Origin of the sequence: Streptococcus timonensis, from assembly GCF_900095845.1 — a bacterium.
Classification (GTDB): Bacteria; Bacillota; Bacilli; order Lactobacillales; family Streptococcaceae; genus Streptococcus; species Streptococcus timonensis.
On record NZ_FMIX01000003.1, the window covers coordinates 398,127 to 412,275 of the forward strand.

12 protein-coding genes, 2 tRNA genes and 3 rRNA genes are annotated in these 14,149 nt (G+C 41.8%); all 17 read left to right on the forward strand.

What is annotated here, in order from left to right:
- Window position 1 precedes the first annotated feature (1 nt).
- The 17 genes from BQ2679_RS03055 (at window position 2) to rrf (ending at window position 14,148) form a co-directional block, all read left to right on the forward strand.
- Entirely contained in the window at window positions 2-673 is a 672-nt protein-coding gene (locus BQ2679_RS03055; RefSeq protein WP_075566038.1) for a YggS family pyridoxal phosphate-dependent enzyme, read from the forward strand.
- Between the two features lie 9 nt (window positions 674-682).
- Window positions 683-1,225 carry a cell division protein SepF gene (locus tag BQ2679_RS03060; RefSeq protein WP_075566040.1) on the forward strand — a complete coding sequence of 181 codons (543 nt, stop codon included), beginning with the start codon at window positions 683-685 and terminating at the stop codon, window positions 1,223-1,225.
- A complete protein-coding gene (locus BQ2679_RS03065; protein ID WP_075566043.1) occupies window positions 1,225-1,485 on the forward strand; it encodes a YggT family protein in 261 nt (86 codons plus the stop codon). Before BQ2679_RS03060 ends, BQ2679_RS03065 begins: the two co-directional genes overlap by 1 nt.
- Window positions 1,482-2,267: a YlmH family RNA-binding protein gene (locus BQ2679_RS03070; protein WP_075566046.1), complete on the forward strand. Its 786-nt coding sequence runs from the start codon at window positions 1,482-1,484 to the stop codon at window positions 2,265-2,267. The genes BQ2679_RS03065 and BQ2679_RS03070 overlap by 4 nt, the downstream gene beginning before the upstream one ends.
- A 7-nt stretch (window positions 2,268-2,274) precedes the next feature.
- Window positions 2,275-2,529, forward strand: a complete 255-nt coding sequence (locus BQ2679_RS03075) for a DivIVA domain-containing protein (RefSeq protein WP_075566048.1) — start codon at window positions 2,275-2,277, stop codon at window positions 2,527-2,529.
- A 16-nt stretch (window positions 2,530-2,545) separates the two neighbouring features.
- Window positions 2,546-3,322 carry a DivIVA domain-containing protein gene (locus tag BQ2679_RS03080; RefSeq protein ID WP_075566049.1) on the forward strand — a complete coding sequence of 259 codons (777 nt, stop codon included), beginning with the start codon at window positions 2,546-2,548 and terminating at the stop codon, window positions 3,320-3,322.
- A gap of 252 nt (window positions 3,323-3,574) precedes the next feature.
- The gene (gene ileS, locus BQ2679_RS03085) at window positions 3,575-6,367 is read left to right on the forward strand and encodes an isoleucine--tRNA ligase (protein WP_075566051.1); all 2,793 of its coding nucleotides are present in this window, start codon (window positions 3,575-3,577) and stop codon (window positions 6,365-6,367) included.
- Window positions 6,368-6,481: 114 nt separating this feature from the next.
- Window positions 6,482-6,850: a hypothetical protein gene (locus tag BQ2679_RS03090; RefSeq protein ID WP_075566053.1), complete on the forward strand. Its 369-nt coding sequence runs from the start codon at window positions 6,482-6,484 to the stop codon at window positions 6,848-6,850.
- A 169-nt stretch (window positions 6,851-7,019) separates the two neighbouring features.
- Window positions 7,020-7,712 (forward strand): phosphoglycerate mutase, encoded by a 693-nt coding sequence (locus BQ2679_RS03095; protein WP_075566060.1) that lies wholly within the window; start codon window positions 7,020-7,022, stop codon window positions 7,710-7,712.
- Window positions 7,713-7,855: 143 nt separating this feature from the next.
- Entirely contained in the window at window positions 7,856-8,008 is a 153-nt protein-coding gene (rpmG, locus tag BQ2679_RS03100) for a 50S ribosomal protein L33 (protein ID WP_075566063.1), read from the forward strand.
- A gap of 9 nt (window positions 8,009-8,017) precedes the next feature.
- A complete protein-coding gene (secE, locus tag BQ2679_RS03105; protein WP_075566065.1) occupies window positions 8,018-8,194 on the forward strand; it encodes a preprotein translocase subunit SecE in 177 nt (58 codons plus the stop codon).
- A gap of 29 nt (window positions 8,195-8,223) precedes the next feature.
- Window positions 8,224-8,760 carry a transcription termination/antitermination protein NusG gene (gene nusG / locus BQ2679_RS03110; protein WP_075566067.1) on the forward strand — a complete coding sequence of 179 codons (537 nt, stop codon included), beginning with the start codon at window positions 8,224-8,226 and terminating at the stop codon, window positions 8,758-8,760.
- 197 nt (window positions 8,761-8,957) lie between these two features.
- Window positions 8,958-9,029 (forward strand) — tRNA-Glu (locus BQ2679_RS03115).
- 228 nt (window positions 9,030-9,257) lie between these two features.
- Window positions 9,258-10,803: ribosomal RNA gene (locus tag BQ2679_RS03120) — 16S ribosomal RNA — on the forward strand.
- A gap of 50 nt (window positions 10,804-10,853) precedes the next feature.
- Window positions 10,854-10,926 (forward strand) — tRNA-Ala (locus BQ2679_RS03125).
- 126 nt (window positions 10,927-11,052) lie between these two features.
- Window positions 11,053-13,952 (forward strand): 23S ribosomal RNA (locus BQ2679_RS03130).
- Between the two features lie 80 nt (window positions 13,953-14,032).
- Window positions 14,033-14,148, forward strand: a 5S ribosomal RNA gene (rrf, locus tag BQ2679_RS03135).
- The 16S, 23S and 5S rRNA genes sit together here with 2 tRNA genes alongside, the layout of an rRNA operon.
- The last annotated feature ends 1 nt before the right edge of the window (window position 14,149 follow it).

Consider the following 14,149-nt stretch of genomic DNA (forward strand, 5'->3'; position numbering starts at 1 on the left):
AATGAATTTAAAAGAGAATACAAACCTTGTTTTTCAGCAAGTTACAAAAGCAGTTCAAGAAGCCGGTCGTGAAGTCGACTCGGTTTCTGTCATTGCTGTAACTAAATATGTCGACGCATCAACTGCTTCACAATTGGTTGATCAAGGGGTGAGACATTTAGGAGAAAATCGTGTTGATAAATTTCTTGAAAAATATCAGGCCTTAAGCGATAGGGATATAACCTGGCATTTAATAGGAAGTTTACAACGGCGAAAAGTCAAGGATGTGATTGCCTACGTTGATTATTTCCATGCTTTAGACTCTTTAAAACTAGCAGAGGAAATACAAAAACGTGCAAATCGCAAGATAAAGTGTTTTTTACAAGTAAATATCTCTGGTGAAGAAACTAAGCATGGTTTTTCAAAAGAGGAGTTAATGAATCTGTTGCCAGATTTAGCAAAGTTAGATAAGATTGAATATGTTGGTCTTATGACAATGGCTCCTTTTGAAGCTGAAACTGAAGAGTTACAATCAATTTTTAGAGAAACACAAGAGTTACAAAAAGAAATTCAACAAAAACTAATTCCCAATATGCCAATGTCAGAACTAAGTATGGGAATGAGTCGTGATTATAAAGAAGCGATTCAATTTGGTTCAACTTTTGTTCGTATAGGCACATCATTTTTTAAGTAGGAAAAAACCATGTCACTAAAAGAAAAATTTGATAGATTTCTAGATTATTTTACAGAAGATGGAGAAAATTTTTCTGATGAAGTAGTAACGTCGTCATCAGAGCGATCGTTGTCAACAGTTCCACCAAGAAAGGAATTGCCACAACAAACTCAAGTTTCTTCAGAGTCTGAAACTAAGGAAAAAAATATTAGACGTCTTCATGCACGTCAACAAGAATTAGCAATTGAAAGTCATCGTAGTACTGAAAAAGTAACAATCGATGTCCGTTATCCTCGTCGATATGAAGATGCAACAGACATTGTTGACTTGTTGGCAGGAAATGAAAGTATTTTAATCGATTTCCAATATATGACTGAAGTTCAAGCTCGTCGTTGTTTAGATTATTTGGACGGAGCCCGTCATGTTCTAGCTGGCGAACTAAGAAAAGTTGCAAATACAATGTATCTTTTAACTCCAGTAGGTGTCGTGGTTAATATTGAAGATATTCGCTTACCAGAGGATTCTCAAACTGAAGAATATGACTTTGATATGAAGAGAAATAGAGTACGATAATGTTTCTAATTGCTCGATTTATACAAAATGCTACAGATATCTATTCATTGATACTTGTAGCTTTTGCTCTATTATCATGGTTTCCCAATGCCTACAACACACAGTTAGGGCGCTTTTTGGAAACTTTAACGAAACCAATTCTTCAACCATTAAGACGTCTTCCCCTACAATTTGCTGGACTTGATTTTACTGTATGGATTGCAGTTATTTTGCTCCGTTACATCAGTCGTTACCTAATTAATTTTCTATTGATGATATGAGCAAGGATATTTACCAACATTTTGCAGTTGAAGACATTCCCTTCATTGATAAAGGATTGGAATGGATAAACCAGGTAGAAGAGCATTATGCTCCTGTTTTAACTTATTTTTTAAATCCGCATCAAGTTTTCATTCTTAAGACGTTAGGTGGCAATACAGGTATTCAGGTCTATAGTAGTGAGGATTTTGTTCCTTCTGAATATGCAAGGGTTATTCTTGCTCCAGATTATTTTATCCCCACTCTTTCAGATTTTGAAATGAGTTTGTTAGAGATTGTTTATCCAAATAAATTTTCACAATTAACACATGCTAAAATTTTAGGAACAGTACTTAATCGTTTAGGCATTGAGCGTAAATTATTCGGTGATATTTTAGTTACTGATCAAAGAGCGCAAATCGTTGTGAATCAAAATTTTAAAAATCTGTTTGAGGATGGTATACAAAAAGTTTCAAAAATCCCAGTTTCCTTAGAAGAGCGTTCTTTTTCAGAGAAGGTTGTTCCAAGAGAAAACTACCAGGAAAAGGATGTCTTGGTTCCGAGCATGCGCCTGGATGCCTTTTTATCCAATGTTTTGAAACTTTCTCGTTCTCAAGCCACTGCTCTCATTGATAAGAAGCTTGTTCAAGTAAATTATCATGAAGTTGAAAAAACGGATTTCCAACTTAAACTTGGTGATTTAGTAAGTGTCAGACGTTTTGGTAGAATCACTATTCTTCGCGAAAATGGTCAGACAAAAAAAGATAAGATAAAATTAACAGTGCAGTTACTATTAAGTAAGTGAGAAAAATATGTCGATTAGACCACAAGAAATTATTGATAAAGCTTTCTCGATTAAGTTCAGAGGTTATAATAAGGAAGAAGTGGACGAATTTTTAGATAAGATTTATTTTGACTATGAAGAATTAATCTGCCACAAGGAAGAAACTGAAATCTATGTCAAAAAACTAGAAGAACGTCTTTCCAATTATACGAATGATATTCCTAAGAGAACAGTAACAAACGACCAAGAACCAGAAGCAATTAATGATTCTATTTTTTATTAAATAAGTGAGGAAAATTATGCCAATTACATCATTAGAAATTAAGGATAAAACCTTCGGATTGCAGTTTAGAGGATTTAATCGCGATGAAGTTGATGAATTCTTAGATATTGTTGTTCGTGACTATGAAGCACTTGTACGAAGCAATCATGAGAAAGATCAACACATTAAAAACTTAGAAGAACGTTTGTCGTATTTTGATGAGATTAAAGATTCATTGAGCCAATCTGTTCTGATTGCTCAAGATACAGCTGAGCGTGTAAAACAGGCCGCAAATGAGCGATCAAACAATATTGTTCGTCAAGCAGAGCAAGATGCACAACGTCTGTTAGATGAAGCTAAATACAAAGCCAATGAAATCTTGCGTCAGGCTACAGATAATGCTAAGAAGGTTGCTGTTGAAACAGAAGAGTTGAAAAACAAGAGTCGTGTCTTCCACCAACGCTTGAAATCAACAATCGAAAGTCAATTAGCTATTGTTGATTCATCAGATTGGGAAGAAATTTTGCGTCCGACTGCAACATATTTGCAAACTAGTGACGAAGCCTTCAAGGAAGTAGTCGAAGAGGTTCTAGGTGAAGATGTATCTTCTTACCAGGAAGAAGAGCCGATTGACATGACTCGTCAATTCTCCCCAGAAGAGGTGGCGGAACTTCAAGCACGTATTGAAGCTGCAAATAAAGAATTACTAGAATCAGAAGCAAAAGAATCTGTTGAAGGAGAGCTTGATCCTGCTGTTGAATCTCATTCTGATTCAGATCATGAAGCTCAAAAAGAGTCTGTTCAAATTTTATAAGAATCTCATTAGAGAACAAGAATTTATCGATCACATTTTAAGCGAGTAGGAGATGGTGTGAGTCCTATAATCCCTGTTGGTAAATTTATCCTCTCTTAGGATCAAATCTGAAATGAGTAGGATTTGACGTTGCCCACGTTACGGGAAAAGAGGGAAAAGGACTGAGTCTTTTTCCGAATAAAGGTGGTACCACGATTTTCGTCCTTTTTGCGAATCGTGGTTTTTAATTTGTCTATATATAAAGGAGATACAATGAAACTCAAAGAAACTTTAAATCTTGGGAAAACAGAATTCCCAATGCGTGCTGGCCTTCCAACCAAAGAACCTCTTTGGCAAAAAGAGTGGGACGAAGCTAAACTCTACCAACGTCGTCAGGAATTAAATGAAGGGAAACCTCATTTCACTCTGCATGATGGACCTCCGTATGCTAACGGGAATATTCACGTTGGACATGCCATGAACAAGATTTCTAAAGATATCATTGTTCGTTCAAAATCGATGTCAGGATTCTACGCACCATACATTCCAGGTTGGGATACTCATGGTCTTCCAATCGAGCAAGTTTTGGCAAAACAAGGTGTTAAACGCAAAGAGATGGACTTGGTTGAGTACTTGAAACTTTGCCGTGACTATGCCCTTTCTCAAGTAGATAAACAACGCGAAGATTTCAAGCGCTTGGGTGTTTCAGGTGACTGGGAAAATCCATATGTAACCTTGACTCCTGACTATGAAGCAGCGCAAATCCGTGTCTTCGGAGAGATGGCTAACAAGGGCTATATCTACCGTGGGGCTAAACCAGTTTACTGGTCTTGGTCATCTGAGTCTGCACTTGCCGAAGCGGAAATTGAATACCATGACTTGGTTTCAACATCACTTTACTATGCCAACAAGGTCAAAGATGGCAAAAGTGTTCTTGATACAGATACTTACATCATCGTTTGGACAACAACTCCATTCACCATCACAGCTTCTCGTGGTTTAACTGTTGGAGCTGATATTGACTATGTTGTAGTTCAACCTGCGGGTGAAACTCGTAAGTTTGTTGTAGCTTCAGAATTGTTAAATAGCTTATCAGAAAAATTTGGTTGGGCGGATGTTCAAGTTTTGGCTACTTACCGTGGTTTAGAATTGAACCAAATTGTGACGGAGCACCCATGGGATACAGCAGTAGATGAACTGGTTATCCTTGGAGACCACGTTACAACAGATTCCGGTACTGGTATCGTCCATACAGCTCCTGGTTTTGGTGAGGATGACTACAATGTCGGTGTTGCCAATGGGCTTGAAGTTGCTGTGACTGTTAACGAACGCGGGATCATGATGGCCAATGCAGGTGCAGAGTTCGAAGGTCAATTCTATGACAAGGTTGTGCCAACAGTTATTGAAAAACTTGGAAACCTTCTTCTTGCTCAAGAAGAAATCTCTCACTCCTACCCATTTGACTGGCGTACGAAAAAACCAATCATCTGGCGTGCCGTGCCACAATGGTTTGCCTCTGTATCTAAATTCCGCCAAGAAATCTTGGACGAAATTGAAAAAGTCAAGTTTCATTCAGAATGGGGTAAAGTCCGTCTTTACAACATGATTCGTGACCGTGGTGACTGGGTCATCTCTCGTCAACGTGCTTGGGGTGTGCCACTTCCAATCTTCTATGCAGAAGACGGAACACCAATCATGACAGCTGAAACCATCGAGCATGTAGCCCAACTCTTTGAAGAACATGGTTCCATCATCTGGTGGGAACGTGATGCCAAAGACCTCTTGCCAGAAGGATTTACCCATCCAGGTTCACCAAATGGTGAGTTCAAGAAAGAAACAGACATCATGGATGTATGGTTCGACTCTGGTTCATCATGGAATGGAGTTGTGGTAAATCGTCCTGAGCTTAAATATCCAGCCGACCTCTATCTAGAAGGTTCAGACCAGTATCGTGGTTGGTTCAACTCATCTCTTATCACTTCTGTGGCTAACCACGGTGTAGCACCATACAAACAAATCTTGTCACAAGGTTTTGCCCTTGATGGTAAAGGTGAGAAGATGTCTAAATCTCTTGGAAATACGATTGCTCCAAGCGACGTTGAAAAACAATTTGGTGCAGAAATCTTGCGTCTCTGGGTAACCAGTGTAGACTCAAGTAACGACGTACGTATCTCTATGGATATCTTGAGCCAAGTCTCTGAAACATACCGTAAGATCCGTAACACCCTTCGTTTCTTGATTGCTAACACATCTGACTTTAACCCAGCTGAGGATGCAGTCGCTTACGAAGAACTTCGTTCTGTTGATAAGTACATGACCATCCGCTTTAACCAACTTGTTAAGACTATTCGTGACGCTTATGCAAACTTCGAATTCTTGACGATTTATAAGGCTTTGGTTAACTTTATCAATGTTGATTTGTCTGCCTTTTACCTTGACTTTGCCAAAGATGTTGTCTACATCGAAGGTGCGAAATCTCTTGAACGCCGTCAAATGCAAACAGTCTTCTATGACATCCTTGTCAAAATCACTAAACTCTTGACACCAATTCTTCCACACACTGCTGAAGAAATCTGGTCATATCTCGAGTTTGAAACAGAAGACTTTGTTCAATTATCAGAATTACCTGAAGCTCAAACATTTGCCAACCAAGAGGAAATCTTGGATACATGGGCAGCCTTTATGGACTTCCGTGGACAAGCTCAAAAAGCCTTGGAAGAAGCTCGTAATGCAAAAGTAATCGGAAAATCACTTGAAGCTCACTTGACAGTTTATCCAAATGAAGTGGTTAAAACTCTTCTTGGAGCTGTTGATAGCAATGTAGCCCAACTCTTGATCGTATCAAAATTGACCATTGCAGAAGGTTCAGCTCCAGAAGGTGCAGTTAGCTTTGAAGATGTAGCCTTTACAGTTGAGCGTGCGGCTGGTGAAGTTTGTGATCGTTGCCGTCGTATCGATCCAAGTACAGCAGAACGTAGCTATAATGCAACCATCTGTGATCACTGTGCAAGCGTTGTGGAAGAAAACTTCGCCCAAGCCGTTGCAGAAGGTTTTGAATCTAAATAAGTCTACAAAAAATACAGGTCCTTCCTGTATTTTTTTCAATTCTCTTTAAAAAATCCTAAAAGTGCAGTAAAATTATGGTATAATAATGTTTATTCAATTGAAAAGGAGACTTTTATGAAAACAAAAACTCTAGCTCAAATCGATGGGATTATTGGCTTGATCACGGGTATTATTTTGGCAATTTTACCTTTTGTGATTGTGATGATTGCTGGTATATCTGAAGATGAAGATGCTGCTGCTGTCATTGTCGGAATGATGTTTATCGCCTTTGCTTTGGTAAAAATTGCAATACTGATTTTAGGTATTCTAACTCTCATCTATTATAAAGATGACAAACGTATTACGCTTGCACCATCTATTTTGTTTATCGTAGGAGCAGTGGTGTCATTGATTCCATTTTTAGGATGGATTGGCGGTATTGTCATTATTATTGGTGCTGCACTTTACCTATCAAGTTTAAAACAATTTCAAATACAAGAATAGATTTACATAAAAGAAGGACTGAATGGTTCCTTCTTTTTTTAATACTTGAAAACAATTTTGTGAAAAATTACACTCTTTCACTGTCCAGACTGGATTTTTCATAAAAAATCTAGTAGAATAAAATAGATAAACGGGGGAAACCTCGGAGAATAAAAAGGAGATCCATCTAATGGTAAAATTGGTTTTTGCTCGCCACGGTGAGTCTGAATGGAACAAAGCTAACCTTTTCACTGGTTGGGCTGATGTTGATTTGTCTGAAAAAGGTACACAACAAGCGATCGACGCTGGTAAATTGATCAAAGAAGCAGGTATCGAATTTGACCAAGCTTACACTTCAGTATTGAAACGTGCGATCAAAACAACTAACTTGGCTCTTGAAGCATCTGACCAATTGTGGGTTCCAGTTGAAAAATCATGGCGCTTGAACGAACGTCACTACGGTGGTTTGACTGGTAAAAACAAAGCAGAAGCAGCTGAACAATTCGGTGATGAGCAAGTTCACATCTGGCGTCGTTCATACGATGTATTGCCTCCAGCAATGCCTCGTGATGATGAGCACTCAGCTCACACAGACCGTCGTTATGCTTCACTTGACGATTCAGTCATTCCAGATGCTGAAAACTTGAAAGTAACTTTGGAACGCGCTCTTCCATTCTGGGAAGATAAAATTGCTCCAGCGCTTAAAGATGGTAAAAACGTATTCGTAGGTGCACACGGTAACTCAATCCGCGCCCTTGTAAAACACATCAAACAATTGTCAGACGACGAAATCATGGATGTGGAAATTCCTAACTTCCCACCATTGGTATTTGAGTTTGACGAAAAATTAAATGTAGTTGCTGAATACTATCTTGGTAAATAAGCTAAGTTAAGCAGATTCAAGCCTAGGATACTTCCTAGGTTTTTTTATATATAATATTCTCAAAAGGTTAAAAAACAATGTGTGATGCAATTTAACTTGTCAAAGGCCATCTTTCTTGTTATAATAGTTAGGATGGAGGCACTATGGCACTAAAAAAAGCAAGTCTAGCCTGTGAGGTTTGTGGTTCAAGGAATTATTCAATCAAAATTAGTGGAACTCCAAAACCAACACGCTTAGAAGTAAATAAATTTTGTAAACATTGTGGCAAGTACACTATACATAAAGAAACGAGATAGGAGAATAGAATGAGTTTTATTAAGGATATTTTTACACTTCTTAAAGAAACAACTTGGCCAACCCGCAAAGAAAGTTGGTTAGATTTTAAATCAATTATTGAATATACAGCCTTTTTTGTAATCATAATTTATATTTTTGACCAATTGATTGTTAATGGCTTGATTCGCTTCATCAATATTTTCTAAATTGAAACATAGTTAAGAAAGGAAATATAATGGATTCTTTTGATAAAGGATGGTTTGTTCTACAAACTTATTCTGGATATGAAAATAAAGTAAAAGAAAATCTTTTACAACGTGCGCAAACCTATAATATGCTAGAAAATATTTTGCGCGTTGAAATCCCAACTCAAACAGTTCAAATTGAAAAGAATGGAAAGAAAAAAGAAGTTGAAGAGAACCGTTTTCCAGGATATGTTCTTGTTGAAATGGTTATGACAGATGAAGCATGGTTTGTAGTTCGTAACACTCCAAACGTTACTGGATTTGTAGGCTCACACGGGAATAGATCTAAACCAACTCCGCTTTTGGAACAAGAAATTCGTGATATCCTAATTTCAATGGGACAAACGGTCCAAGAATTTGATATCGATGTTGAAGTTGGTCAAACAGTGCGCATTATTGATGGTGCATTTACAGATTACACTGGTAAAATTACTGAAATTGATAACAACAAAGTGAAAATGATTATTTCAATGTTTGGTAATGATACAATTGCTGAAGTAAATTTAAATCAAATTGCTGTCTTGTAATTTCTTTAATAGTATGCAGAATAATTAGTTCATATTTCAGACGGCCGCATTATAAAAGCTGTCTGAAATATGCAATATAATAAAACTAGATTGTTTTGACTCAAGAATTTAGCCTAACATAAAAAATTTAAAAAATATAGTTAAATCTGTTGACAAGATTCTAAAAGTAGGTATAATAGAAAGAGTTGAAAAGCTCAGGTCCGTTGGTCAAGGGGTTAAGACACCGCCTTTTCACGGCGGTAACACGGGTTCGAATCCCGTACGGACTATGAGTATGTTGCAGTAGAAGTTGAAAAAAGTTTGAAAAAGCTATTGACAAGGAAAAGAAGCTGTGATATACTAATATAGTTGTCGCTCACGACAGAAGTGAGAGGCAAAGACCTTTGAAAACTGAACAAGACGAACCAATGTGCAGGGCACTACAACTGATGTTGTAGTACTGAACAATGAAAAAACAATAAATCTGTCAGTGACAGAAATGAGTGAGAACTCAAACTTTTAATGAGAGTTTGATCCTGGCTCAGGACGAACGCTGGCGGCGTGCCTAATACATGCAAGTAGAACGCTGAAGGAGGAGCTTGCTTCTCTGGATGAGTTGCGAACGGGTGAGTAACGCGTAGGTAACCTGCCTGGTAGCGGGGGATAACTATTGGAAACGATAGCTAATACCGCATAATATTGATTATTGCATGATAGTCAATTAAAAGGTGCAATTGCACCACTACCAGATGGACCTGCGTTGTATTAGCTAGTTGGTGGGGTAACGGCTCACCAAGGCGACGATACATAGCCGACCTGAGAGGGTGATCGGCCACACTGGGACTGAGACACGGCCCAGACTCCTACGGGAGGCAGCAGTAGGGAATCTTCGGCAATGGACGGAAGTCTGACCGAGCAACGCCGCGTGAGTGAAGAAGGTTTTCGGATCGTAAAGCTCTGTTGTAAGAGAAGAACGAGTGTGAGAGTGGAAAGTTCACACTGTGACGGTATCTTACCAGAAAGGGACGGCTAACTACGTGCCAGCAGCCGCGGTAATACGTAGGTCCCGAGCGTTGTCCGGATTTATTGGGCGTAAAGCGAGCGCAGGCGGTTAGATAAGTCTGAAGTTAAAGGCTGTGGCTTAACCATAGTACGCTTTGGAAACTGTTTAACTTGAGTGCAAGAGGGGAGAGTGGAATTCCATGTGTAGCGGTGAAATGCGTAGATATATGGAGGAACACCGGTGGCGAAAGCGGCTCTCTGGCTTGTAACTGACGCTGAGGCTCGAAAGCGTGGGGAGCAAACAGGATTAGATACCCTGGTAGTCCACGCCGTAAACGATGAGTGCTAGGTGTTAGACCCTTTCCGGGGTTTAGTGCCGTAGCTAACGCATTAAGCACTCCGCCTGGGGAGTACGACCGCAAGGTTGAAACTCAAAGGAATTGACGGGGGCCCGCACAAGCGGTGGAGCATGTGGTTTAATTCGAAGCAACGCGAAGAACCTTACCAGGTCTTGACATCCCTCTGACCGCTCTAGAGATAGAGTTTTCCTTCGGGACAGAGGTGACAGGTGGTGCATGGTTGTCGTCAGCTCGTGTCGTGAGATGTTGGGTTAAGTCCCGCAACGAGCGCAACCCCTATTGTTAGTTGCCATCATTCAGTTGGGCACTCTAGCGAGACTGCCGGTAATAAACCGGAGGAAGGTGGGGATGACGTCAAATCATCATGCCCCTTATGACCTGGGCTACACACGTGCTACAATGGTTGGTACAACGAGTCGCAAGCCGGTGACGGCAAGCTAATCTCTTAAAGCCAATCTCAGTTCGGATTGTAGGCTGCAACTCGCCTACATGAAGTCGGAATCGCTAGTAATCGCGGATCAGCACGCCGCGGTGAATACGTTCCCGGGCCTTGTACACACCGCCCGTCACACCACGAGAGTTTGTAACACCCGAAGTCGGTGAGGTAACCATTTGGAGCCAGCCGCCTAAGGTGGGATAGATGATTGGGGTGAAGTCGTAACAAGGTAGCCGTATCGGAAGGTGCGGCTGGATCACCTCCTTTCTAAGGATAAGGAATGCACATTGGTCTTGTTTAGTCTTGAGAGGTCTTGTGGGGCCTTAGCTCAGCTGGGAGAGCGCCTGCTTTGCACGCAGGAGGTCAGCGGTTCGATCCCGCTAGGCTCCATTGGTGAGAGATCACCAAGTCATGCACATTGAAAATTGAATATCTATATCAAATAGTAACAAGAAAATAAACCGAAAACGCTGTAGTATTAATAAAGAGTTTATGACTGAAAGGTCAGAAAAATAAGGTTAAGTTAATAAGGGCGCACGGTGGATGCCTTGGCACTAGGAGCCGAAGAAGGACGTGACAAACGACGATATGCCTTGGGTAGCTGTAAGTAAGCGATGATCCAGGGATTTCCGAATGGGGGAACCCAACAGGTAATGCCTGTTACCCATATCTGTTAAGGATATGAGGAGGAAGACGCAGTGAACTGAAACATCTAAGTAGCTGCAGGAAGAGAAAGCAAAAGCGATTGCCTTAGTAGCGGCGAGCGAAACGGCAGGAGGGCAAACCGAAGAGTTTACTCTTCGGGGTTGTAGGACTGCGATGTGGACTCAAAGACTATAGAAGAATGATTTGGGAAGATCAGCCAAAGAGAGTGATAGCCTCGTATTTAAAATAGTCTTTGTACCTAGCAGTATCCTGAGTACGGCGAGACACGTGAAATCTCGTCGGAATCTGGGAGGACCATCTCCCAACCCTAAATACTCCCTAGTGACCGATAGTGAACCAGTACCGTGAGGGAAAGGTGAAAAGCACCCCGGGAGGGGAGTGAAATAGAACCTGAAACCGTGTGCCTACAACAAGTTCGAGCCCGTTAATGGGTGAGAGCGTGCCTTTTGTAGAATGAACCGGCGAGTTACGATATGATGCGAGGTTAAGTTGAAGAGACGGAGCCGTAGGGAAACCGAGTCTGAATAGGGCGCCTTAGTATTATGTCGTAGACCCGAAACCATGTGACCTACCCATGAGCAGGTTGAAGGTGCGGTAAGACGCACTGGAGGACCGAACCAGGGCACGTTGAAAAGTGCTTGGATGACTTGTGGGTAGCGGAGAAATTCCAAACGAACTTGGAGATAGCTGGTTCTCTCCGAAATAGCTTTAGGGCTAGCGTCGACATAGAGATTCTTGGAGGTAGAGCACTGTTTGGGTGAGGGGTCCATCCCGGATTACCAATCTCAGATAAACTCCGAATGCCAATGAATTATGGTCGGCAGTCAGACTGCGAGTGCTAAGATCCGTAGTCGAAAGGGAAACAGCCCAGACCACCAGCTAAGGTCCCAAAATAATTGTTAAGTGGAAAAGGATGTGGGGTTGCACAGACAACTAGGATGTTAGCTTAGAAGCAGCTATTCATTCAAAGAGTGCGTAATAGCTCACTAGTCGAGTGACCCTGCGCCGAAAATGTACCGGGGCTAAAACAATTTACCGAAGCTGTGGATACCTTTATAGGTATGGTAGGAGAGCGTTCTATGTGTGAAGAAGGTATACCGTGAGGAGTGCTGGAACGCATAGAAGTGAGAATGCCGGTATGAGTAGCGAAAGACAGGTGAGAATCCTGTCCACCGTAAGACTAAGGTTTCCAGGGGAAGGCTCGTCCGCCCTGGGTTAGTCGGGACCTAAGGAGAGACCGAAAGGTGTATCCGATGGACAACAGGTTGATATTCCTGTACTAGAGTATGTAGTGATGGAGGGACGCAGTAGGCTAACTAAAGCAGACGATTGGAAGAGTCTGTCTAAGCAGTGAGGTGTGAATTGAGTTAAATGCTTAGTTCTATAACATTGAGCTGTGATGGGGAGCGAAGTTTAGTAGCGAAGTTAGTGACGTCACACTGCCAAGAAAAGCTTCTAGCGTTTAACATACTCTACCCGTACCGCAAACCGACACAGGTAGTCGAGGCGAGTAGCCTCAGGTGAGCGAGAGAACTCTCGTTAAGGAACTCGGCAAAATGACCCCGTAACTTCGGGAGAAGGGGTGCTGACTTTACGTCAGCCGCAGTGAATAGGCCCAAGCAACTGTTTATCAAAAACACAGCTCTCTGCTAAATCGTAAGATGATGTATAGGGGGTGACGCCTGCCCGGTGCTGGAAGGTTAAGAGGAGTGCTTAGCGCAAGCGAAGGTATGAATTGAAGCCCCAGTAAACGGCGGCCGTAACTATAACGGTCCTAAGGTAGCGAAATTCCTTGTCGGGTAAGTTCCGACCCGCACGAAAGGCGTAATGATTTGGGCACTGTCTCAACGAGAGACTCGGTGAAATTTTAGTACCTGTGAAGATGCAGGTTACCCGCGACAGGACGGAAAGACCCCATGGAGCTTTACTGCAGTTTGATATTGAGTGTCTGTACCACATGTACAGGATAGGTAGGAGTCTATGAGATCGGGACGCCAGTTTCGAAGGAGACGATGTTGGGATACTACCCTTGTGTTATGGCCACTCTAACCCGGATAGGTGATCCCTATCGGAGACAGTGTCTGACGGGCAGTTTGACTGGGGCGGTCGCCTCCTAAAAGGTAACGGAGGCGCCCAAAGGTTCCCTCAGAATGGTTGGAAATCATTCGCAGAGTGTAAAGGTATAAGGGAGCTTGACTGCGAGAGCTACAACTCGAGCAGGGACGAAAGTCGGGCTTAGTGATCCGGTGGTTCCGTATGGAAGGGCCATCGCTCAACGGATAAAAGCTACCCTGGGGATAACAGGCTTATCTCCCCCAAGAGTTCACATCGACGGGGAGGTTTGGCACCTCGATGTCGGCTCGTCGCATCCTGGGGCTGTAGTCGGTCCCAAGGGTTGGGCTGTTCGCCCATTAAAGCGGCACGCGAGCTGGGTTCAGAACGTCGTGAGACAGTTCGGTCCCTATCCGTCGCGGGCGTAGGAAATTTGAGAGGATCTGCTCCTAGTACGAGAGGACCAGAGTGGACTTACCGCTGGTGTACCAGTTGTCTTGCCAAAGGCATCGCTGGGTAGCTATGTAGGGAAGGGATAAACGCTGAAAGCATCTAAGTGTGAAACCCACCTCAAGATGAGATTTCCCATGATTTTATATCAGTAAGAGCCCTGAGAGATGATCAGGTAGATAGGTTAGAAGTGGAAGTGTGGCGACACATGTAGCGGACTAATACTAATAGCTCGAGGACTTATCCAAAGTAACTGAGAATACGAAGCGTGATTAGATTTTAAGTGACATTTGAAAGATATTCAATTTTGAGTATGTATGACTCAAAGTTAAGTGACGATAGCCTAGGAGATACACCTGTTCCCATGCCGAACACAGCAGTTAAGCCCTAGAACGCCGGAAGTAGTTGGGGGTTGCCCCCTGTGAGATATGGAAGTCGCTTAGCT